This window comes from Micromonospora rubida (assembly GCF_009908295.1).
Lineage (GTDB): Bacteria > Actinomycetota > Actinomycetes > Mycobacteriales > Micromonosporaceae > Micromonospora > Micromonospora rubida.
Genome location: NZ_JAAALO010000002.1, coordinates 962,529 through 982,567 on the forward strand (window position 1 = coordinate 962,529; position 20,039 = coordinate 982,567).

A 20,039-nucleotide genomic window follows, 5' to 3' on the forward strand; every position below is an offset into this window, starting at 1 on the left:
GAAGGCCTCGGAAGACACCAAGGATCTGTCGCCGCCGCTCGTCCCGCTCCTTGCAGAAGTGGATACCGCGCTGCCTCGTTGACGACGATGCCCGGGAGGCCGAGAAGGAAACAATCGAGGCGCACTTGCGCGGCCGGATCAGCCGCGCTCGTTCGGAGCCTTGACTCGCAAGCGTCAGGACTCCCCTGTCACCTCGGGTGGGACGTGCCAGCCCACACCGGGCACCATGACGGCCAGCGCATCGGCTGCCAGTGCGTCCATTGCCTTCGAGGCGGTCTCGCGCGCCACCCCGTAAGTCTGGGTCAGCGTCTTCTCGGACGGGAGCCGACTCCCCGGCGGGCACTCACCGACCTCGATCGCCTTCCGAAGAATCGCGGCGAGTTGCCGGTATCGCGGCACCGGCGACATCGGGTCGATCCTCGCAGTCATGGCTTCATCAGTCAGCGCCGGTGGCCGACGGTGAGCACCGGCTTGGTGACCTCGGCGAAGAAGTCGTTGCCCTTGTCGTCGACGACGATGAAGGCCGGGAAGTTCTCCACCTCGATCTTCCAGACCGCCTCCATGCCCAGCTCGGCGTATTCGAGCACCTCGACGTGGCGGATGCAGTCCTGGGCGAGCCGGGCCGCCGGGCCGCCGATCGAGCCGAGGTAGAAGCCGCCGTGCTGCTGGCAGGAGCGGGTCACCTGGGCGGACCGGTTGCCCTTGGCCAGCATCACCTGGGAGCCGCCGGCGGCCTGGAACTTCTCCACGTACGCGTCCATCCGGCCGGCCGTGGTCGGGCCGAACGAGCCGGAGGCGTACCCCTCGGGGGTCTTGGCCGGGCCCGCGTAGTAGACCGCATGGTCGCGCAGGTACTGCGGCATCGCCTCGCCCGCGTCCAGCCGCTCGGCGATCTTCGCGTGCGCGATGTCCCGGGCGACGACCAGCGGGCCGGTCAACGACAGCCGGGTCTTCACCGGGTACTTGGACAGCTCGGCGCGGATGTCGGCCATCGGCCGGTTCAGGTCGACCCGGACCACCTCGGACGCGTCGAGCGTCTCGTCGGTGACGTCGGGCAGGTATCGCGCCGGGTCGGTCTCCAGGCGCTCCAGCCACACGCCCGACGGGGTGATCTTGGCAACCGCCTGCCGGTCCGCCGAGCAGGACACGGCGATCGCCACCGGGCAGGACGCGCCGTGCCGGGGCAGCCGCACCACCCGCACGTCGTGGCAGAAGTACCGGCCGCCGAACTGCGCGCCGATGCCGAAGTTGCGGGTCAGCTCCAGCACCTCGGCCTCCAGCTCCAGGTCCCGGAAGCCGTGCGCGGTCATCGAGCCGGAGGTGGGCAGCGCGTCGAGGTACTTCGCCGAGGCGTACTTGGCGGTCTTGAGGGCGTACTCGGCGCTGGTGCCGCCGATGACGACGGCCAGGTGGTACGGCGGGCAGGCCGAGGTGCCGATCAGCCGCAGCTTCTCCTCCAGGAACTGCATCATCCGCGTCGGATTCAACAGCGCCTTGGTCTCCTGGTAGAGGTACGACTTGTTGGCCGAGCCGCCGCCCTTGGCCATGAACAGGAACTTGTACGCGTCCGGGTGACCGTCCGGGTCCTCGGCGTAGATCTCCACCTGCGCGGGCAGGTTGCTGCCGGTGTTCCGCTCGTCCCACATGGTCAGCGGGGCGAGCTGCGAGTAGCGCAGGTTCAGCTTCGTGTACGCCTGGTACACGCCCCGGGAGATCGCCTCGGCGTCGCCGCCGTCGGTCAGCACGTGCCGGCCGCGCTTGCCCATCACGATGGCCGTGCCGGTGTCCTGGCACATCGGCAGCACCCCGCCGGCCGCGATGTTCGCGTTGCGCAGCAGGTCCAGCGCGACGAACCGGTCGTTCGGCGAGGCCGCCGGGTCGTCGATGATCGACCGGAGCTGGGCCAGGTGCGCGGGGCGGAGGTAGTGGGCGATGTCGTGCATCGCCTCGGCGGTCAGCGCGGTCAGCGCGGCCGGCTCAACGGTCAGGAACCGACGCCCGCCCGGACCGTGGACGACGTCGACGCCCTCGTCGGTGACCAGTCGGTACTCGGTCTGGTCGGGCCCGGTCGGCAGCAAGGGAGCGTAGGAGAACGCGGCACTGCTCATGAGCGGAAAGCCTAGGGCAGACCGGTCGATCGATGACACCCGACGGGTCGGTCCTGGGACGCCGCTCTCACCCTCCGCGCTCAGCCGTCGCGCTCAGCCGTCCTTGTCGTCCCGTTCGGGGCAGAGTTCCCGCTTCGGCCCGCAATCGCCGCCGTCGCCGGGCCCCCCGTCGGAGCCTCCGTCAGTGCCCCCGCCGGGGTCACCCGGGCCGGGGACGCCACCGTCGCCGGACGGCCGGACGGGCGTCGCCCCACCCGCCCCGAAGCGGACGTACCCGATCTCCCGACCCTCGCCGATGATCATGCCGGCCGGGCCGACGGCCAGGGCGTTCGCCGAGGTCCGCAGCACCACCAGTTCCTTGCCGGTACGCGGGTCCAGCGCGATCAGCCGGTTCGGCTTCTCCTCGGCGAGCACCGCCGCGTACGGGGTGAGCGTCCCGCCGCTCCTGCCGCCGGCCGCCCGGGTCCACCGGGTCCGGTCCGCGCCCAGCTCCCGGGCGACGATCGACCGCTTGTCGGCCGTGCGGACCAGCGCGTACCGGTCGTCGACCGCGATCAGCTTCTCCCCCTCGCCGTTGACCTGGAGCAGCCGGCCGTCGTACCCGTCGATGACGGCCTCCCGGCCGTTCGGGGCGACGCCGATCAGCACGTTCCGCGCGCCCTGCGGGTCCTCCCGCTGGGCGCAGCCGGCGCTGTCGGCGGTGCGCAGGTTGATCCCGGTGCGCCGCCACACCTCCCGGCCGGTGGTCGGGTCGTGGGCGGTGAGGGTGAACGCGCACGCCCCGTCCTGCGAGACCGCCCGGATCCGCAGCATCCGGCCGCCGACCACCGCGAGCCGCTCGTCCCGGCCGGGCTCGACGTCCTGGAGCACCCGCCCGGTGGCGGTGTCCACGACGTGCACCCGGCCGTCGACCGGGAAGCCGAGCAGCGGGGGCACCGCCTCCGGGCCGGCCACCCCGTCGTCGACCCGGGTGGTGCTCAGCCGGCGGGTGCCGAGCAGGTTCGGGTTGTCGGCGAAGAGGCCGGTGCTGACGCCGGGCAGGAACGCCGTCCACAGGGGCGCGGTGCCGCGCGGGTCCCAGGCGCTCAGCGTGCAGTCGGTCGGCTCGGTGCACCGGGCGTCGAGCAGCAGGTTCCGGTACGTCCACACGGCCACCGCGTCGCCGTCGCGTCGGCGGGTCGCCCCGGTTGTCGGGTCGAGCAGCTCGTACCCCTTGACCAGGAGCTTGCCCACGGCGACGACCGCGTCGCGGTCGCCGCCGGCCACGGCGGACCAGTCGGCCTTGCGCTCCCAGAGCTGGACGCCGGTGGCGAGGCTGCGCGCCTCGACCCGGGTCCGCTGCTCGACGACGACGGCGCCGCCGGCGATCGTGACGCTCTTCGGGGTGCCGCCGATCCGCTGCTGCCAGACCACGTCGGGCTCGGAGATCGGCTCGCTACGGTCGACCCAGTCCCACACCCCGGGCCACGGGTTCCACACTCCGGCGGCGGCGAGGACGACCACCGTGACGAGGGCGAGCAGCAGCCAGCCACGCAACCTGAGGCCGCCCACCTTCGCCACACCGGACACGGTAGCGACGATCACCGCTGGGCCGAGTGCCCGCGCGCCCGTGTCGCGGTGCTTTCTGCGCGACGGACGTGTTAAAGGGGCCCCTAGACGTCAAGCGGGTGCCCTCGCCTCCCGTGCCGCGGAGCGGACGAGGGGGAGCACCCGGTACGGGATCTGCTGGGCGAGCGCGATGATCGTCGACGCCCGGCGGATGCCCTCGTACGAGACGATCTGGTCGATCACCCGCTGAAGGTCGGCGTTGGACCGGGCGACGATCCGGCAGAGCAGGTCGCTGGAGCCGGTGATGGTGTGTGCCTCCAGCACCTCGGGGATGGCCGCGAGGTGCGCGGTGACCGCGTCGTGCCCGAGCCGCTGGCTGATCTCCAGGGTGACGAAGCTGGTCACCCCGAAGCCGATCGCGGCCGGGGAGACGTCCGGCCCGAAGCCGCCGATCACGCCCCGGTCGATGAGCTTGTCGAGCCGGGCCTGGACGGTGCCCCGGGCCACCCCGAGCCGCCGGGAGCACTCCAGCACCCCGATCCGGGGTTCCTCGGCGAGTAGCCCAATGAGTCTCGCGTCCAGCTCGTCGAGCTGGACATCCTGTACGGCGGTCACGGGTGCAGACCATACCGAATGCGCAACCTGACCAGGGATTCGGCCAACTGTTGCCCAACCACCCGCAATCCGGCGATCCTCGCCACACAACCCACCGACGGCGGCCTGCGAGGCCGGCCGGTACGCAAGGGAGGTCACCATGACCCAGGCGATCGACCGACCCCAGTCGACCGAGGACTTCGACGTCGACGTGCTGGTCGGCGCAGTCGACCACGACATCAGCCGCGACCCGTTCCCGGTCCGGGGGCTCGACCACGTGCACTTCCTGGTCGGCAACGCCAAGCAGGCCGCGCACTACTACTCGACCGCGTTCGGCATGACCTGTGTGGCGTACCGGGGGCCGGAGCAGGGCTACCGGGACCACGCCGAGTACGTGCTGACCAGCGGCTCGGCCCGGTTCGTGCTGACCGGCGCGGTGCGCCCGGACGCGGCCGGCGCGGACCACGTGACGAAGCACAGCGACGGCGTCAGCGACATCGCGCTTGAGGTCCCGGACGTCGACGCCGCGTACGCGCACGCCACCGCGCAGGGCGCGACCGGCCTGATCGAGCCGCACGACGTCTCCGACGAGCACGGCACCGTGCGGATGGCGGCCATCGCCGCGTACGGCGACACCCGGCACACCCTGGTCGACCGGTCCCGGTACACCGGCCCGTTCCTGCCCGGATTCGTGGCCCGGGGGCCGATCGTGGACCGGCAGCCGATGATCGACGCCGGCCTCCAGCCGAAGCGCTTCTTCCAGGCCGTCGACCACGTGGTCGGCAACGTGGAGCTGGGCCGGATGGACGAGTGGGTGGAGTTCTACAAGCGGGTGATGGGCTTCTCCAACATGGCGGAGTTCATCGGCGACGACATCGCCACCGACTACTCGGCCCTGATGAGCAAGGTCGTGGCGAACGGCACCCGGAAGGTGAAGTTCCCGCTCAACGAGCCGGCCGTCGCCCGCAAGAAGTCGCAGATCGACGAGTACCTGGAGTTCTACCAGGGGCCCGGCGCCCAGCACATCGCCGTGGCCACCAACGACATCCTGGCCAGCGTCGACGCGATGCGCACGGCCGGCGTCGAGTTCCTGGACACCCCGGACTCGTACTACGAGGACCCGGAGCTGCGCGCCCGGATCGGCAACGTGCGGGTGCCGATCGAGGAGCTGAAGGCCCGCAAGATCCTGGTCGACCGGGACGAGGACGGCTACCTGCTCCAGATCTTCACCAAGCCGGTGCAGGACCGCCCGACGGTCTTCTTCGAGCTGATCGAGCGGCACGGCTCGCTGGGCTTCGGCAAGGGCAACTTCAAGGCCCTGTTCGAGGCCATCGAGCGGGAGCAGGAGAAGCGGGGCAACCTGTAGCCCACCTGCGACACTGTCCAGCGTGACCCAGCCTCCGACGTACCCGACGCCGCCGGCCGGTGGGCAGCCGCCCGCCGGTGGCGTCACGCCGCCCCCCGCCCCGGCCCCGCAGGGGTACGCCGTCCCGGCGCAGCCCGGCCCCGCCGGCTACGCCCCGCCGGGAGGTTCCGGCGGTCCGCCGCCGCCGCCCGGCTGGGCCGGCCCGCCCGGGTACGTCCCGCCGCCTGGGTACGCCCCGCCGCCCGGCTGGGCCCCGCCGCCGCGTCCCGGGTTCGCGCCGGTGCCGGTCAGCCCCGGCGGGCAGCCGCTGGCCAGCTTCGGCGACCGCCTGCTGGCCTTCCTGATCGACACCGTTCTCACCAGCATGGTCGCCATGGTGCTCTTCCTGCCGGTCTTCTTGTTCATCTGGTTCAAGATGTTCAACGATCTCACCCGGACCAACCCGGACGGCACGCTCGTCGAGCCCGACCCGAGCATCGTCATAACCGACTTCATGCTGCCGTTGCTCCTGGCCGAGCTGGGGCTGTTCGTCCTGATGTTCGGGCTCTACTGGCTCTACCACGTCGAGTACCTGCGCCGGACCGGGGAGACGCTGGGCAAAAAGGTGATGAAGATCCGGGTCGTCCCGCTCGACCCGACCGGGACGCTGGACCGTGGCTTGCTCGGCAAGCGGTACCTGGTGCAGTTCGTCGGGTGCTCACTGGTGCCCGGGCTCAGCTACGTCGACGGGCTCTGGCAGCTCTGGGACAAGCCCTGGCAGCAGTGCCTCCACGACAAGTTCGCCCGGACGGTCGTCGTTAAGGTTGCTCCGTGAGCGTGCAACCAGGCTGGTACGTCGACCCCGCCGACCGCGAGACCAGGCGGTACTGGGACGGTGAGGGCTGGATCGGTGCGCCGATCCCGGTCGACGCCACCCCGCCGGAGGGCCCACCCCCGGTCGAGACCCCGCCCCCGGTCAGCCCCGCCCCGCCGCCCGGCCAGCAGGCAGCGCCCCCGGGGCAGCAGCCCGGGTCGCCCGGCGTCCCGGGGCCGTCCGGGCCCGGCCCGTTCCCCGGCTGGCCCGGACCCGGCCAGCAGCAGGGACCGGGCGGCGGCCCATGGCAGGGCCCGGGGCACGGGCACGGCCCGCCACCCGGGTACGGGCACCCGCAGGGGCCGCCGCCCGGCTGGCCGTACCCGAACTGGCCCGGACGCCCGCCCGCACCCCGCCCGCACGGGCTGCCGCTGGCCTCCTTCGGCGCCCGGCTGATGGCCCGGCTGATCGACTTCGGCGTCGTGTTCCTGCTCAACGCGGTCGTCAACGGCTGGTTCGTCTACCGGTACGTCGAGGATGTCACCCCGTACTTCCGGGAGGCGTTCCGCCGGGCTCTGGCCGGCGACTCGTCCACCGAAGGGCTGCCCCCGCTCGGCGAGCACGCCGGCGGGCTCCAGATCGCCATCCTGCTGATCGCCACCGCGCTCTGGTTCGCCTACGAGGTGCCGACGATGGCCGGCAACGGGCAGACCCTCGGCAAGCGGGTGATGGGCGTGCGGGCCGTGCCGGTCGAGGCCGACCAGCCGCTCGGCTTCGGCCGGGCGCTGCGCCGGTGGAGCACGCTGGGCCCGCCCACCCTGCTCTGGTACTGCTGCGGCCTCGGCCTGCTGTTCCAGCTCGTCGACGCGCTGTCACCGCTGTTCGACCATCCGCTGCGCCAGGCGCTGCACGACAAGCGCGCACGGACCGTGGTGGTCCAGCTCCCCCGCGTTCCCCGTGCCGGCAGCGGCACCGCCGCCCCGAAAGATCCCGCCAACCCTCCGGGAGACACCCCATGACCGACACCGGACGCCACCAGCCGCCGCTGCGGCTGACCCGCGCCGACCTCGACGCGCTGCCGAACTACGTGCCCGGCCGCAGCCCCGCCGACCTGGCCCGCGAGCTGGGCCTGACCGAGGCGATCAAGCTGGCCAGCAACGAGGTGCCGTACGGGCCGCTGCCCGGCGTGGTGGAGGCGGTCGCCGAGGCGGTCGCCGGCTCGCACCGGTACCCGGACATGGGCGTGGTGGCGCTCCGCGCGGCGCTCGCCGAGCGGTACGGGGTGGACGCCGACCGGATCGCCACCGGCTGCGGATCGGTGGCGCTGGCCGAGCACCTGGTCCGGGCCACCTGTATGCCCGGCGACGAGCTGCTGTACTCGTGGCGCTCGTTCGAGGCGTACCCGATCATCGCGGCGACCAGCGGCGCGACCAGCGTGCGGGTGCCCAACGACGCCGGGCACGGGCACGACCTGACGGCGATGGCCGCGGCCGTGACCGACCGGACCCGGATGGTGCTGGTCTGCAACCCGAACAACCCGACCGGCACGGCGGCGCGCGGGCCGGAGCTGGACCGGTTCCTCGACTCGGTCGGCGACGACGTGCTGGTGGTCATCGACGAGGCGTACCGGGAGTTCGTCACCGACCCCGATGTGCCGGACGGCCTGACCTACCTCGACCGGCCGAACGTGGTGGTGCTGCGCACCCTGTCGAAGGCGTGGGGGCTGGCGGGCCTGCGGATCGGCTTCCTCGTCGCCGCCCCCGAGGTGGCCGCCGCCGTGCGCAAGGTGGTCACGCCGTTCTCCACGAGCACGGCCGCCCAGGCAGGCGCGCTCGCCGCGCTGGCCCAGGCCGACGAGGTGCAGCGACGCTGCGCGCTGGTCGTCGCCGAGCGGGACCGGGTCACCGAGGCGCTGCGCAAGTTCGTCCCGGACGTGCCGTCGAGCCAGGCGAACTTCGTCTGGCTGCCGCTGGGCGACCGGGCGGTGGAGTTCGGCCGGGCCTGCGAGGCGCGCGGGGTGATCGTCCGGCCGTTCCCGGGCGACGGCGTCCGGGTCACCATCGGCACCCCGGCGGAGAACGACGCCTTCCTCGCGGCGGCCGAGTCCGCCCTGTCGTGACGCGGCCCGCTCAGGTGGCGGCGAGCACCACCGGCTCGGACGTCAGGAAGTAGCGCTGGTCGTCGGCGTCCGGGTCGACCGGCTCGCGGAGCCGCTCGATCGCCACGTAGCCGCCACCCGCGTACGCCAGCCCGGGCGCCCAGCCGATGCCGTCCCGGCCCACGTCCAACGGGAAGCGGGAGCGCTCCGCCCCTGTGCTCGGGTCCAGGGTGACCAGGTCGTTCGACTCGGTGAGCAGGTGCACCCGGCCGGGCTGGGCGGCGATGATCCGGGTCGGCCCCAGGTCGGCCCGGCGCCACATCTCCTCGCCGGTCCGGGCGGCCCGCCCGGTCACCGCCCCGTCGGCCGCCGCGACGACCCGCTCGCCGTCCAGCTCTGACCCCGTCGGGTCCAGGGCCGGGGCGGCCACGGGCGCACCGGCGCCGACCAGCCAGCCGCGTCCCGCCCCGTCAGCCGGGCCGGTGGTCCGCAGGCCCCGGCACCGGGAGCGGTGGCTCACGCATCCGACCGGGGTGACGGCCAGCTCGGCGGTCGCCCCGGGGGGCGCCCAACGGGTGGTCTGCGCCCCGGTGGCCACGTCGCGGAACTCCACGGTGGTCGGCCCGGCGCAGCGGTCCACGGCGACGAACTGCCCGGCCGACGTGGTGGCCACGTCGGCACGGCACCCGCCGTCCACGTCCGCCGACCAGAGCTGCCGGCCGTCGGCGAGCGCGATGCCGCGCACCCCGTCCGCCCCGGAGACCACCAGCACCGGCCGGCCGTCTGCGGCCCGGGCGAGGAAGAGCCCCGGCGGGTCCCAGACCGCCCCGGCCCCGGTGCGGCGGGCAGTCCTGCCCTTGGCGGGCGCGGGGCCGTCGGCCTCCCAGGCCACCCGGCCGGTACGCGCGTCCAACGCCACCAGCTTCCCGTCCGACCACCGGCTGACCACGGTGGTCCCCTCCGCCACCACCCCGCTGACCTCGGCCGGCCAGCGCCGGTACGACCAGTACGGGGTGACCCGGTACCGGGCGTCGGCCGGCTGGTCGGCGTACACCTGACGGGTGGTGGCGTAGACGCGGAGCCGGCCGTCCACGATCAGCGGAGCCACCGGCAGCCGGCCCACCACCCCGATCGCCGGGGTCACCGCCGCCGGGTAGCCGGCCCGGGCGGGCGTGTCGACCTCGGCGGGCGCGAGCACCCGGTGCACGACCACCGCGACCGCCCCGGCACCGACCAGCGCCGCGACCACCATCGCGACCCGCCGCCGCCCCCTCGCGAACCCCATGCCGCACCTCCGCCCGGCACCCTACCCAGGAGGGCCGCCGTCGCCCCGGTCAGGCCGCCTCCGCGGCGGCCGCCGGTTCGACGGCTCGGGCGAGGTCGGCGAGGTCCCGGCGGAAGGCACCCTCGACCGCGCGGGCGGCCAGGCCGCCGAAGAGCAGGGCCAGGAGGCGACCGTACGGGGAGGTGGACACCGCCTCCTGGCGCACGGTGACGGCGGTGCAGGCCCGCCGGCGGCGCCGCACGGTATGCAGCGTCCAGGTGGTCCGGTAGGTCACGCCGATGCCGGACGAGGTGAGCACCAGCCGGCGGGGCGGCGCGGCCTCCAGCACGACGAGCTCCTCGGCCTGCCCGCCGCCGTCCGGCCGGGTGCGGGTCTCCCGCCAGGCCGTGCCCGGGGCGAGCTGGCCCGGGGTGAGCAGCTCGACCCGCTCCACCGTGCGGAGCCAGTCCGCGCGGGTCGGCAGGTCGACCAGGAGCCGCCACAGGTCGACGGCGGGTGCCTGGATCAACTGGGTGACCGTGACCGTCGACATGACACCTCCCGTGTCCTCCACGGTACGGGGAGTGAGCGTGCGGCGGGGCCCCAGCGGCGGGAATTCCGCCGCTGGGGGCTGTCCCGGGGCAAGGCGGGACCGGGCCCTTCCCCCCGGGAATGGTGATCAGGCCCGGAACCGCCCGACCCGGATGGCGTCGACGAAGGCGGTCCAGCCCGGCGGGCTCACTGCCAGCGCCGGCCCGGCCGGGTTCTTCGAGTCGCGTACCGCGACCACGCCGACGGTGTCGACCAGGTTGTCCGCCACCTCCACGCACAGTCCCTGGTCGTTGGAGCGGCTGCTGGTGCGCCAAACGGCGCCCGCTAGATCGATCATGATCGTTACCCTCTGTCCGCTGAGACGTCCACGACGTCCGGCGCCGCTGCGCTGCGCCGCCGGCCGGGGGCCGCCACGACGGACAACCCCGACGCCTAACGCGGATACACCGAACCCCGATCGCACAGCGGGTGCGATCGGGGTTCGGTGGCGCGTCGAAGCCGCGTTCCGGTGGCGCGGCGGGGCGGATCGCCGCCCGGTCAGCGGGCCGGGCGGACGGTCCCGGTGACCTCGCCGAGGGCGACGGTGGTGCCGTCCGGGCCGGGCGCGGTGGCGGTGAGGGTGACGGTGTCGCCGTCCTCCAGGAAGGTCCGGGTCTCGCCGCCGACCTTGACCGGCTCGGCACCGCCCCAGGTCAACTCCAGGAACGAGCCGACCTGCCCCCGCTCGGGACCGGACACGGTGCCGGAGGCGTACAGGTCGCCGGTGCGCAGGGACGCGCCGTTGACGGTGAGGTGGGCGAGCTGCTGGGCGGGGGTCCAGTACATCGTGGCGAAGGGCGGCTCGCTGACCCGCTCGCCGTTCCACTCCACCGACAGCCGCAGGTCCAGCCCGACGTGCGGCACATCGCGCAGGTACTCCGCCACCGGCGGGTCCTGGTCCGGCGCGGGCACGAACGCGTCGGCCAGTGCGTCCAGCGGGGTCACCCAGGCCGACACCGAGGTGGCGAAGGACTTGCCGAGGAACGGGCCGAGCGGCTGGTACTCCCAGGCCTGGATGTCCCGGGCGGACCAGTCGTTGACCAGCACCACCCCGAAGACGTGGTCGGCGAAGTCGGCCGCCGCGACCCGGTCGCCGAGCGCGCTCGGCACGCCGACGACGAAGCCGACCTCGGCCTCGATGTCGAGGCGCACGGACGGGCCGCAGACCGGGCCCTGCGGGGTGGCCCGCTGCCCGGCGGGGCGGACGATCGGCGTGCCGGAGACCACCACCGTGCCGGCCCGGCCGTGGTAACCGACCGGCAGGTGCTTCCAGTTCGGCAGCAGGGGCGGCTGGCCGGGGCGGAAGATCTGCCCGACGTTCCCGGCGTGGTACTCGGAGGAGTAGAAGTCGACGTAGTCGGCCACCTCGAACGGCAGCAACAGCTCGGCCTCGGCGAGCGGGACGAGCAGCGGCTCCACCGCCACCCGGTGGGCCTCGTCGGTGAGCAGCTCGGTCACCCGCTGCCGCACCGCCGTCCACTGCGGACGGCCCAGCGCCAGGAACGCGTTGAGGCTGGGACGGCCGAACGCGCCGGCGGCCAGCACCAGCCCGGCCGCCTCGGCGCCGGCCAGGTCGAGCACGTAGTCCCCGATGCGTACGCCGACCCGGGGGTCGTCCCCGCCCCACCGGAACACCCCGTACGGCAGGTTGCGCACCCCGTACGCCGAGCCTTCGGCCTCCGTCACCCAGGTCATGCTTGGTATCCCCCGTTCACCAGCCCCAGCCGGATCAGATCGGTCAGTGGTTCCTCGATGCTGCACGAGCCGAAGCCCACCCACAGTGGCCGGTCGCCGTCCCGCCCGGCGCGGGCCCGCTCGACCAGCGGCACCGGATCGGTCGCGGCGAGCAGGGCGGCCACCTCGGCCACCTCGGCCCCGTCGGCGGCGGCGAGGGTCGCGGCGAGCACGTTGCCGAAGCCGTGGTGGGTGAAGCCGGTCTCCGGGTCCCGGTGCCGCACGCCGTGGTGCAGCCCGGCGGTCAGCTTGAACGGCAGTTCCCGGTCCCGGCAGGCGCAGATGACGGCGGCCAGCTCGACCGGGGTCGGGAACAGCTCGGCGGCCAGCCCGCCGGTGCGGAACTTGGCCGCGACCGGCAGCCCGTCGGCGCGGGCGGCGGCGACCGTGTCCAGCGCCCCCATCAGCCCGAAGGCCAGCGGAATCTCGGCGTAGACGTCGACGCCGTCCCATCGCCCGCTCAGCCTCAGCAGCTCGGCCAGGCCGGGCTGCGGGTCCTCGCCGCGCTTGGCGACCGCCACCTCGACCTGGCGGGCGGTGATGCCGGCCGGGGCCAGGTACGACAGCGCGGCGGGCAGCCCTTCGACGCCGGTGTCGCCGATCAGCCCGACGACGAGGCCCTCGGCGGGGTCGACCAGCGGGGTCAGCTCGCCGGCGGTGACGGCCGAGGCGGGGACGAGCAGCGGGCCGACCATGCCGGCGTACCAGGAGTCGCGGTGCCGGCGGTGGGCGGAGACCGCGTCGGGCAGCGTCGCGCTGCCGGGCGGGAAGACGGCGGCGTCGTCGACGAGTCCGGCGAAGAGGCGGGGCACCTGCGTTGACACGAGACAAGAACTTACGGGACGCTACAAGGAACGGACAACAGCGTCCGATTATCGGACGCTGACGGCCGGTGAACGGGACGAATCGGGAGGCGACATGCCGTACTACCGCAGCGTCGGCGAGGTGCCCCGGAAGCGGCACACCCAGTTCCGGCAGCCCGACGGCACCCTCTACGCGGAGGAACTGGTGGGCCAGGAGGGCTTCTCCTCCGACTCGTCCCTGCTCTACCACCGGTATTCCCCGACCGCGATCCTCGCCGCCGAGGAGTACGCCCCGCCGGCCGTCACCCGCGCGCCGAACCTGCCGCTCAAGCCCCGCCACCTGCGCACCCACAAGCTCGACGGTTCCGGGGCCGACCCGGTGCTCGGCCGGCGGTACCTGCTCGCCAACGACGACGTCCGGATCGCGTACGTGCTCGCCGACCGGCCGTCCCCGCTCTACCGCAACGCCACCGGCGACGAGTGCCTGTACGTCGAGGCCGGCACACTGCGGGTGGAGTCGCCGTTCGGCGTGCTGGACGCGGTGGCCGGTGACTACGTCGTCATCCCCACCTCGACCATCCACCGCCTCGTGCCGACCGGCGACCAGCCCGTCCGGTTGCTGGCCGTCGAGGCCGCCGGGCACATCGGCCCGCCCAAGCGCTACCTGTCGGTGCGGGGCCAGTTCCTGGAGCACTCGCCGTTCTGCGAGCGGGACGTCCGGGGGCCGGACGCGCCGTTGCAGGTCGACGGGACCGACGTCGAAGTGCTGGTCCGGCACCACGCCGGGTGGACCCGGTACGTCTACGCAAACCACCCGTTCGACGTGGTCGGCTGGGACGGGCACCTCTACCCGTGGGCGTTCTCCATCCACGACTTCGAGCCGATCACCGGCCGGATCCACCAGCCGCCGCCCGTGCACCAGACGTTCGAGGGCCCGAACTTCGTGATCTGCTCCTTCGTGCCGCGCAAGGTCGACTACCACCCCGACGCCATCCCGGTCCCCTACAACCACCACAACGTCGACTCCGACGAGATGCTCTTCTACACCGGCGGCAACTACGAGGCCCGGCGCGGCTCCGGCATCGAGCAGGGCTCGATCTCGCTGCACCCGTCCGGCTTCACCCACGGCCCCCAGCCGGGTGCCGCCGAGCGGTCGATCGGCGCCGACTTCTTCGACGAGCTGGCCGTCATGGTCGACACGTTCCGTCCCCTCGACCTGTGCGAGGCGGCGACCGAGTGCGAGGACCCGGGCTACGCCTGGAGCTGGGCCCGCCGCGGCTAGGGCCTGACGACTGCGGTCTCGTCCACCCGGCGGGGGCGGCCCGTCGAGGCGCGGTCGGGTGAAGTCGGTGGACCGGCCCGGCCGGCGTCGGCCATCGTGGCCGGATGAACGGTGACGGCAGGTCGGACGCCGAGCGGCGGGTGTGGGCGGCACTGCCCGCCGACGTACGCGAGGGGCTGGACGCCCTGCCGGCCTCGGACCTGACCACGCTCCTGCTCTCCCTGGCCCGGGCGCGGGCCGCGCGGGTGCGGCCGGCTGAGGTGCTGCGCCGCTGGCGGGAGGACCGTTTCGTACGCCCGGCCGACTGCGACCCGCGCGCGACGGCCGCCGTGCAGACGTTGCTGTGGGACCTGCTGCCCACGGAGGTGGCGCGCGTCGAGCTGTCCCCCGTCGTGCCGCTGGGCACCTGTGCGGCGGTCACGCCGGGCAGCCAGAACCGGATCGTCACGGCGACCCGCCCGCTCGAGGTCGTCAGCGACCCCACCAACGCGCTGGCGGTCGAGGCCGCCGACCGGCGGCTTCGCGGGAGCGGGCCGGGCGAGGTGCACCTCGCCGCCGGCCACCGGGTGCAGCGGGCGCAGCGGTTCGGCCCGGGGATGCAGGCGCACTTCCGCCTCTTCGCCCTGGTGTCCAGCGCCCGCGACACCGGCTCGGGCCGCACGGAGGCCCGGCTGCTGACGCTGCATCTCGGCTACTGGCAGCGGGTCCTCGCGCGCCTGGTCCCGTCCGCCGCGCCGCGGCTGCGGTTCACCGTCCTCGACTCCCCCGTGGTGCGGGAACGCGTCGCCGACACGGTCCGCCCCGCCCTCGCGGCTGGCGGAGTGCCGCTCGTGGAGGAGCCCGACCGCACCCGCGGACGGGGCTACTACGTCGACGCCGCCCTGCGGATCACCGCGCGGCAGGGCGGCGAGACCGTCGACCTCGGTGACGGCGGGTTCACCACCTGGACGGCCCAGCTCACCAGCGACGCCAAGGAGCGCTGCCTGACCTCCTGCGTGTCGGTCGACGGCCTCGCCGCCCTCGCCGCCAAGAGCCGCCCTGCGGCCTGACGGCCCGAGCCGAGGCGGCAGGCACGCCCGGCTCGCGCTCACCGGTCGCGAGGGGCCGGCTGTCGCCTCTGCCGGCCGCCACCACTGGGGGCGGCGGCCGGCGATGGGTCAGAACGTCATCTTCGGGCTCCGGGTCAGGGCAGCGCCTTGAGGAACGGGCCGTGGCTGAGCCGGAACTCCCAGGAGTAGTACCGGTCCCAGTTGATCGACCAGGTCATCAGGCCCCGGAAGGCGGGGTTGGTCCCGCTGCGCGGGGCGTAGCCGCCGCAGTTCTGGCCCTTGACCAGGCAGGTCACCGCCTGTTGCACGCCTGCGGGGGCGAGGTACCCGTTGCCCGCGCTGGTCGAGGAGGGTGCGCCGAAGGCGACCTGGTCCTCGCGCAGGGCGGGGAAGACGGCGTTGGCGTTCCCGGCCACCGGGAACCCGGTGAGCAGCATGTCGGTCATCGCGATGTGGAAGTCGGCGCCGCCCATGGTGTGGTACTGGTTGTCCAGCCCGACGATGGGGCCGGAGTTGTAGTCCTGCACGTGCAGGACGGTGAGGTCGTTGCGCAGCGCGTGGATCACCGGCAGGTACGACCCGGCGCGGGGGTCCTGTCCGCCCCACGGGCCCGACCCGTAGAACTGGTATCCGAGCTGCACGAAGAACGTCTCCGGGGCCATGGTGAGCACGAAGCCCGCCCCGTAACGCTGCTTGAGGGAGCGGATCGCCGAGATCAGGTTGACCACGACCGGCGTGGTGGGGTTGCGGAAGTCGGTGTCCCCGGCGTTGAGGTAGAGGGAGTGGCCCTCGAAGTCGATGTCCAGGCCGTTGAGGCCGTACCGGTCGATGATCGCGGAGACCGACCGGACGAAGGTGTCACGGGCGGCGGTGGTGGTGAGCTGCACCTGCCCGTTCTGGCCGCCGATCGAGAGCAGCACCTTCTTGCCCTGCTGCTGCTTGGCCCGGATCGCCGCGGTGAACTCCGCCTCGGTCTCGACGCCCGGGCACTCGGTGACGGGGCAGAGTTGGAAGCGGATGTCGCCGGAGGTGACCGAGGTGGGTTCGCCGAAGGCGAGGTTGACGACGTCCCAGTCGGCGGGCACGTCGGCCATCCGCAGGTACCCCGCGCCGTTGCCGAAGCTGGCGTGCAGGTAGCCGATCAGCGCGTGCTTGGGCAGGCCGCCTACGGGCGGGGTGGTCGGCGGTGGGGTGGTCGGCGGCGGCGTGGTGGGTGGTGGGGTCGTCGGGGGCGCGGTGGTGGGCGGCGCGGTGGTCGGGGGCGCGGTGGTCGGTGGGGAGGTGGGCGTGCCGCCGCCGCACGGTGCCCCGTTGAGGGTGCAGTCGGTGGGGGATCCCGCCCCGGTGGCCAGGAAGCCGAACGAGACCGAGGCGCCGGGGGCGACGGTGCCGTTCCAGGACCGGTTCGTGAAGGTGTGCCGCTGGCCGGCGCTGCTCACCGTGGCGTCCCAGTACGAGCCGAGCGTCGTGCCGGTCGGCAGCGTGAAGGCGACCTGCCATCCGGTGACGGTGCCCGGCCCGCCGTTGGTGATGGTGAAGCGGCCCTCCCACCCGGTTCCCCAGTCGGAGGTCCTGGTGAAGGCGGCCGTGGGGCCGGCGGCCTGGGCCGGGGTCGCGAGGGTCAGGGTCGCTGCGGCGGCGGTGGCGAGGGCCGCCAGGACGGCCAGGAGCGATGTTCGGGGACTGCGCTGCATCCGGTCCTCCCGGTAGGGGATCGCCCCGCCGGAAGCGTATCGACGGGTGGCTAATTATTAGGTTTGTTAACTGTAAATGTCCAGAGCTGGTCCGCAACGAGGTCCGGTCGTCGTGCCGGATCCGCGCCGACAAGCAACAGGGGGACGCCGGCCCGCCGGCCACGGCCTCTCCGACAGGCGGTCGGCAAGGCCGGCCCGCCGGCCACGGCCTCAGCGCACGGTACGGGAGAACACGGCCAACTCGGCCACGGCGGTGACGACGATCGTCAGCACCAGCGGCCAGGGCGTGCCGACCACCGCGTAGAGCACGAGCAGCACCGGCGCGGCGGCCACCCCGTACACGGCGAGGGCCAGCGACCGATCCGAGCGCAGCAGGCCCGGCAGCACGGTACGGGTCAGCCCCGGCACCCGCGCCGCGAGCAGCCAGCCCACCAACGCCCCGCTCAGCGCCACCAGCACCGCGAGGAAGCGGGACGGGCCGGCCGCGCCGGCCGCCGCGATCGCCACCAGGACGGTTCCCACGAGCGACCAGCCCGCCCCGTACAGCACCAGGCGGCGCAGCTCATCGCTGACGCCCCGGCGCGGGTCGGCTCCGTCCTGACGCGGGCCGGCTCCGTCCTGACGCGGATCGGTCTCGCCCCGACGTGGGTCGGCTCCGCCCCGGCTCGCGTCGGACGGCGCTGGGGTGAACGAAGCGGCCTCGGCCAGTTCCGCCAGCGCCTCGGCGTACCGGCGCCGCTCCAGCCGGACGATGCCCGGCTCGTCGCCGGCCCCGGCCAGCTCCGGGTCGAGCCGCAGCGCCTCCCGGTACGCCCGTTCGGCCAGGTCGTAGAGCCGCAGGCGGCCGGCGACCAGGGCGAGGACGAGGTGCCCCGGTGGCTCCCCCGGGGCCAACTCCACGCCCCGCCAGGCCGCGTTGAGGGCCGCCTGCCCGCCGCGCGAGCCGGACAGGATCGCGGCGGCGCTGCGCTGGGCGTACGCGTCGGCGGGACCGACGGCGAGGAGCCGGTCGGCGGTGCTCGCCGACTCGGCGTACTCGCCCAGGTCGGCCAGCGCCAGCCCGCGCACCACCAGCGGGTCGACCGCGTCCGGGGCGACGGCCAGGGCGGCGTCGGCGGCGTCGCGCGCCTCGGCGGGCCGCCCGGCGGCGAGGTGCACGCGGCCGAGGGTGGTCAGCGCGGTGGCGTTCGCCGGCTCCAGGGCCAGCGCGAAGCCGACCTCGCCGACGGCCTCGTCGTACCGGCCGAGGTCGGCCATGAGCTGGGCGCGCTGGAGGTACCCCTCGGCGGTGGCGTCGCTGGACATCGCGGGACTAGGCGGTAGGGGCCTGGTGGACCAGGGCGACCGCGATCCCGGTCAACCCCTCGCCGCGCCCGGTGAAGCCCAGCCCGTCGGTGGTGGCTGCGGAGACGGTGACGGGGGCACCGACCGCCTCGGACAGCACCGCCTCGGCCTCGGCCCGGCGCGGCCCGATCTTCGGGCGGTTGCCGATCACCTGCACCGAGACGTTGCCGATCTGGAAGCCGGCCGCCCGGACCCGACGGGCGCTCTCGGTCAGCAGCGCCACCCCCGACGCGCCCGCCCACTCCGGCTCGGCCACCCCGAAGTTCGACCCGAGGTCGCCCAGCCCGGCGGCGGACAGCAGCGCGTTGCAGGCCGCGTGCGCGGCCACGTCGGCGTCGGAGTGACCGGCCAGGCCGTCCTGGTCGGGCCAGTGCAGGCCGGCCACCCAGCAGGGCCGGCCGGCCTCGAACGCGTGCACGTCGGTGCCGACGGCCACCCGAGGAACGATCATGCGCCGAGGGTACGCGTCACGCGCCCGCGGCCAGCAGGTGCTCGGCGAGCGCCAGGTCGAACGGGCGGGTGATCTTGAGGGCGTACTCGGAGCCGGGGACGCACACCACCGGAATGCCCTGCTTCTCCACGAGGCCGGCGTCGTCGGTGAGCGGGTCGCCGGCTGCCGCGTGGGCGGCGGCCAGCACCGACCGGCGGAACCCCTGCGGCGTCTGCACGGCCCGCAGGGCGGACCGGTCCACGGTGCCGAGGACCACCTCGCCGGTGCCGACCTCCTTGATCGTGTCGACCACGGGGAGGACGGGGATCACCGCGTCGTGCCCGGAGCGGACCGCCCCGGCCACCGACTCGACCAGCTCAGGCGGGGTCAGGGCGCGGGCCGCGTCGTGCACCAGCACGATCCCCGGGCCGGCGGGGACGGCCGCGAGCGCGGCGGCCACCGACGCCTGCCGTTCCGCCCCGCCGGGGACGACCAGCACCGGGGCGACCGGCGCGAGGAGCCGGCGGACCGCCTCGACCTCCCCGGCGGGGGCAGCCACCACGATGGTGTGCACGGACCCGGCGGCGGCGATCCGACGGACCGCGTGCACGAGCAGCGGCTCCCCGGAGAGCAGGCGCAGGGCCTTCGGGGCGCCCGGGCCGAGCCGTACGCCGGCACCGGCCGCAGGCACGAGGACCGCGACGTCACCGCGCGGATTGAGCTGCGCGGTCACGTCGCGGTCCTCGGGTTTCTTCGCTGCGGGGTGGGTACGACGATGCTGTGCGGACTAGCCCTCGGTCAGCACCTTGTCGAGCAGCGTCTCCGCCTCGTCCTTGGTGCTCTTCTCGGCCAGCGCGACCTCGCCGACGAGAATGTCGCGGGCCTTGGCGAGCATGCGCTTCTCGCCCGCGGACAGGCCCCGCTCCCGCTCCCGACGCCACAGGTCGCGGACGACCTCGGCCACCTTCAGCGGGTTGCCGGAGGCCAGCTTCTCCAGATTCGCCTTGTAACGCCGCGACCAGTTGGTCGGCTCCTCGGTGTGCGGAGCCCGGAGAACGTCGAAGACCTTGCCGAGGCCCTCTTCGCCGACCACCTCACGCACGCCCACGATCTCGGCGTTCTCAGCGGGCACCCGGACCGTCAGGTCACCCTGCGCGACCCGCAGGACGAGGTACTCCCTGGGCTCGCCCTTGATGACCCGAGTCTCGATTGCCTCGATGAGTGCGGCCCCGTGGTGGGGGTAAACAACGGTCTCGCCGACACTGAAAACCATAGGTTCGAAACCCCTTTCGCTGTGTCTAGGGTAACACGCTCAGGCACCGATGTCCCACCGCTGTCCTG

20 protein-coding genes are annotated in these 20,039 nt (G+C 73.8%); 6 read left to right on the forward strand and 14 right to left on the reverse strand.

The window, feature by feature from the left end:
• Positions 1-174: 174 nt before the first annotated feature.
• The 4 genes from GVV04_RS08935 to GVV04_RS08950 all read right to left on the reverse strand — a co-directional run bounded on the left by GVV04_RS08935 (position 175) and on the right by GVV04_RS08950 (position 4,271).
• Positions 175-408, reverse strand: coding sequence for a GntR family transcriptional regulator (locus tag GVV04_RS08935; RefSeq protein ID WP_235965736.1), 234 nt, complete (start codon positions 406-408; stop codon positions 175-177).
• 32 nt (positions 409-440) lie between these two features.
• Positions 441-2,108: a fumarate hydratase gene (locus GVV04_RS08940; protein WP_161686388.1), complete on the reverse strand. Its 1,668-nt coding sequence runs from the start codon at positions 2,106-2,108 to the stop codon at positions 441-443.
• A 93-nt stretch (positions 2,109-2,201) separates the two neighbouring features.
• Entirely contained in the window at positions 2,202-3,668 is a 1,467-nt protein-coding gene (locus GVV04_RS08945; protein WP_407938772.1) for an outer membrane protein assembly factor BamB family protein, read from the reverse strand.
• Positions 3,669-3,767: 99 nt separating this feature from the next.
• Positions 3,768-4,271 (reverse strand): Lrp/AsnC family transcriptional regulator, encoded by a 504-nt coding sequence (locus GVV04_RS08950; protein ID WP_161686390.1) that lies wholly within the window; start codon positions 4,269-4,271, stop codon positions 3,768-3,770.
• Positions 4,272-4,410: 139 nt separating this feature from the next.
• Here GVV04_RS08950 and hppD point away from each other — a divergent pair, with 139 nt between their 5' ends.
• Genes hppD through hisC form a run of 4 tightly spaced genes read left to right on the forward strand, consistent with a single transcriptional unit; the run spans position 4,411 to position 8,528 of the window.
• Positions 4,411-5,616 carry a 4-hydroxyphenylpyruvate dioxygenase gene (hppD, locus tag GVV04_RS08955; RefSeq protein ID WP_161686392.1) on the forward strand — a complete coding sequence of 402 codons (1,206 nt, stop codon included), beginning with the start codon at positions 4,411-4,413 and terminating at the stop codon, positions 5,614-5,616.
• Between the two features lie 22 nt (positions 5,617-5,638).
• Entirely contained in the window at positions 5,639-6,430 is a 792-nt protein-coding gene (locus GVV04_RS34330; RefSeq protein WP_161686394.1) for an RDD family protein, read from the forward strand.
• Entirely contained in the window at positions 6,427-7,428 is a 1,002-nt protein-coding gene (locus GVV04_RS08965) for an RDD family protein (protein WP_161686396.1), read from the forward strand. The genes GVV04_RS34330 and GVV04_RS08965 overlap by 4 nt, the downstream gene beginning before the upstream one ends.
• Entirely contained in the window at positions 7,425-8,528 is a 1,104-nt protein-coding gene (hisC, locus tag GVV04_RS08970) for a histidinol-phosphate transaminase (RefSeq protein ID WP_161686398.1), read from the forward strand. The genes GVV04_RS08965 and hisC overlap by 4 nt, the downstream gene beginning before the upstream one ends.
• A gap of 10 nt (positions 8,529-8,538) precedes the next feature.
• Here the strand turns inward: hisC and GVV04_RS08975 are convergent, their stop codons facing one another.
• From GVV04_RS08975 to GVV04_RS08995, 5 genes are all read right to left on the reverse strand, one after another.
• Positions 8,539-9,792: an outer membrane protein assembly factor BamB family protein gene (locus GVV04_RS08975; RefSeq protein WP_161686400.1), complete on the reverse strand. Its 1,254-nt coding sequence runs from the start codon at positions 9,790-9,792 to the stop codon at positions 8,539-8,541.
• Between the two features lie 49 nt (positions 9,793-9,841).
• A complete protein-coding gene (locus tag GVV04_RS08980; RefSeq protein ID WP_161686402.1) occupies positions 9,842-10,324 on the reverse strand; it encodes an SRPBCC family protein in 483 nt (160 codons plus the stop codon).
• Between the two features lie 126 nt (positions 10,325-10,450).
• The gene (locus tag GVV04_RS08985) at positions 10,451-10,660 is read right to left on the reverse strand and encodes a DUF397 domain-containing protein (protein ID WP_161686404.1); all 210 of its coding nucleotides are present in this window, start codon (positions 10,658-10,660) and stop codon (positions 10,451-10,453) included.
• Between the two features lie 200 nt (positions 10,661-10,860).
• The gene (gene fahA, locus GVV04_RS08990) at positions 10,861-12,057 is read right to left on the reverse strand and encodes a fumarylacetoacetase (RefSeq protein ID WP_161686406.1); all 1,197 of its coding nucleotides are present in this window, start codon (positions 12,055-12,057) and stop codon (positions 10,861-10,863) included.
• On the reverse strand, positions 12,054-12,920 hold the full coding sequence (locus GVV04_RS08995; protein ID WP_161686408.1) for a hypothetical protein: 867 nt from the start codon (positions 12,918-12,920) through the stop codon (positions 12,054-12,056). Before GVV04_RS08995 ends, fahA begins: the two co-directional genes overlap by 4 nt.
• Before the next feature lie 94 nt (positions 12,921-13,014).
• On the opposite strand from GVV04_RS08995, the gene GVV04_RS09000 reads away from it, so the two are divergent.
• Together GVV04_RS09000 and GVV04_RS09005 are read left to right on the forward strand one after the other, a co-directional pair.
• Positions 13,015-14,181, forward strand: a complete 1,167-nt coding sequence (locus GVV04_RS09000) for a homogentisate 1,2-dioxygenase (protein ID WP_161686410.1) — start codon at positions 13,015-13,017, stop codon at positions 14,179-14,181.
• 104 nt (positions 14,182-14,285) lie between these two features.
• A complete protein-coding gene (locus GVV04_RS09005) occupies positions 14,286-15,230 on the forward strand; it encodes a hypothetical protein (protein WP_161686412.1) in 945 nt (314 codons plus the stop codon).
• 134 nt (positions 15,231-15,364) lie between these two features.
• Here GVV04_RS09005 and GVV04_RS09010 read toward each other — a convergent pair whose 3' ends face one another.
• The 5 genes from GVV04_RS09010 to GVV04_RS09030 all read right to left on the reverse strand — a co-directional run bounded on the left by GVV04_RS09010 (position 15,365) and on the right by GVV04_RS09030 (position 19,971).
• Complete coding sequence (locus GVV04_RS09010; protein ID WP_161686414.1) at positions 15,365-16,924, reverse strand: chitinase; 1,560 nt, start codon at positions 16,922-16,924, stop codon at positions 15,365-15,367.
• A 210-nt stretch (positions 16,925-17,134) separates the two neighbouring features.
• A complete protein-coding gene (locus tag GVV04_RS09015; RefSeq protein WP_161686416.1) occupies positions 17,135-18,229 on the reverse strand; it encodes a tetratricopeptide repeat protein in 1,095 nt (364 codons plus the stop codon).
• Between the two features lie 7 nt (positions 18,230-18,236).
• Positions 18,237-18,719, reverse strand: a complete 483-nt coding sequence (gene ispF / locus GVV04_RS09020; protein WP_161686418.1) for a 2-C-methyl-D-erythritol 2,4-cyclodiphosphate synthase — start codon at positions 18,717-18,719, stop codon at positions 18,237-18,239.
• Positions 18,720-18,735: 16 nt separating this feature from the next.
• Positions 18,736-19,431: a 2-C-methyl-D-erythritol 4-phosphate cytidylyltransferase gene (ispD, locus tag GVV04_RS09025; RefSeq protein WP_161686420.1), complete on the reverse strand. Its 696-nt coding sequence runs from the start codon at positions 19,429-19,431 to the stop codon at positions 18,736-18,738.
• Positions 19,432-19,485: 54 nt separating this feature from the next.
• Complete coding sequence (locus GVV04_RS09030) at positions 19,486-19,971, reverse strand: CarD family transcriptional regulator (protein WP_161686422.1); 486 nt, start codon at positions 19,969-19,971, stop codon at positions 19,486-19,488.
• Between the last annotated feature and the right edge of the window lie 68 nt (positions 19,972-20,039).

Coding starts and splice junctions, on each gene's coding strand:
- GVV04_RS09000 (WP_161686410.1), top strand. CDS start 13,015: ATGCCGTACTACCGCAGCGTCGGCGAGGTGCCCCGGAAGCGGCACACC.
- GVV04_RS08980 (WP_161686402.1), bottom strand. CDS start 10,324: ATGTCGACGGTCACGGTCACCCAGTTGATCCAGGCACCCGCCGTCGAC.
- ispF (WP_161686418.1), bottom strand. CDS start 18,719: ATGATCGTTCCTCGGGTGGCCGTCGGCACCGACGTGCACGCGTTCGAG.
- GVV04_RS09030 (WP_161686422.1), bottom strand. CDS start 19,971: ATGGTTTTCAGTGTCGGCGAGACCGTTGTTTACCCCCACCACGGGGCC.
- GVV04_RS08935 (WP_235965736.1), bottom strand. CDS start 408: ATGTCGCCGGTGCCGCGATACCGGCAACTCGCCGCGATTCTTCGGAAG.
- fahA (WP_161686406.1), bottom strand. CDS start 12,057: ATGACCTGGGTGACGGAGGCCGAAGGCTCGGCGTACGGGGTGCGCAAC.
- GVV04_RS08985 (WP_161686404.1), bottom strand. CDS start 10,660: ATGATCGATCTAGCGGGCGCCGTTTGGCGCACCAGCAGCCGCTCCAAC.
- GVV04_RS08975 (WP_161686400.1), bottom strand. CDS start 9,792: ATGGGGTTCGCGAGGGGGCGGCGGCGGGTCGCGATGGTGGTCGCGGCG.
- GVV04_RS09005 (WP_161686412.1), top strand. CDS start 14,286: ATGAACGGTGACGGCAGGTCGGACGCCGAGCGGCGGGTGTGGGCGGCA.
- hppD (WP_161686392.1), top strand. CDS start 4,411: ATGACCCAGGCGATCGACCGACCCCAGTCGACCGAGGACTTCGACGTC.
- GVV04_RS09010 (WP_161686414.1), bottom strand. CDS start 16,924: ATGCAGCGCAGTCCCCGAACATCGCTCCTGGCCGTCCTGGCGGCCCTC.
- GVV04_RS08940 (WP_161686388.1), bottom strand. CDS start 2,108: ATGAGCAGTGCCGCGTTCTCCTACGCTCCCTTGCTGCCGACCGGGCCC.
- GVV04_RS09015 (WP_161686416.1), bottom strand. CDS start 18,229: ATGTCCAGCGACGCCACCGCCGAGGGGTACCTCCAGCGCGCCCAGCTC.
- hisC (WP_161686398.1), top strand. CDS start 7,425: ATGACCGACACCGGACGCCACCAGCCGCCGCTGCGGCTGACCCGCGCC.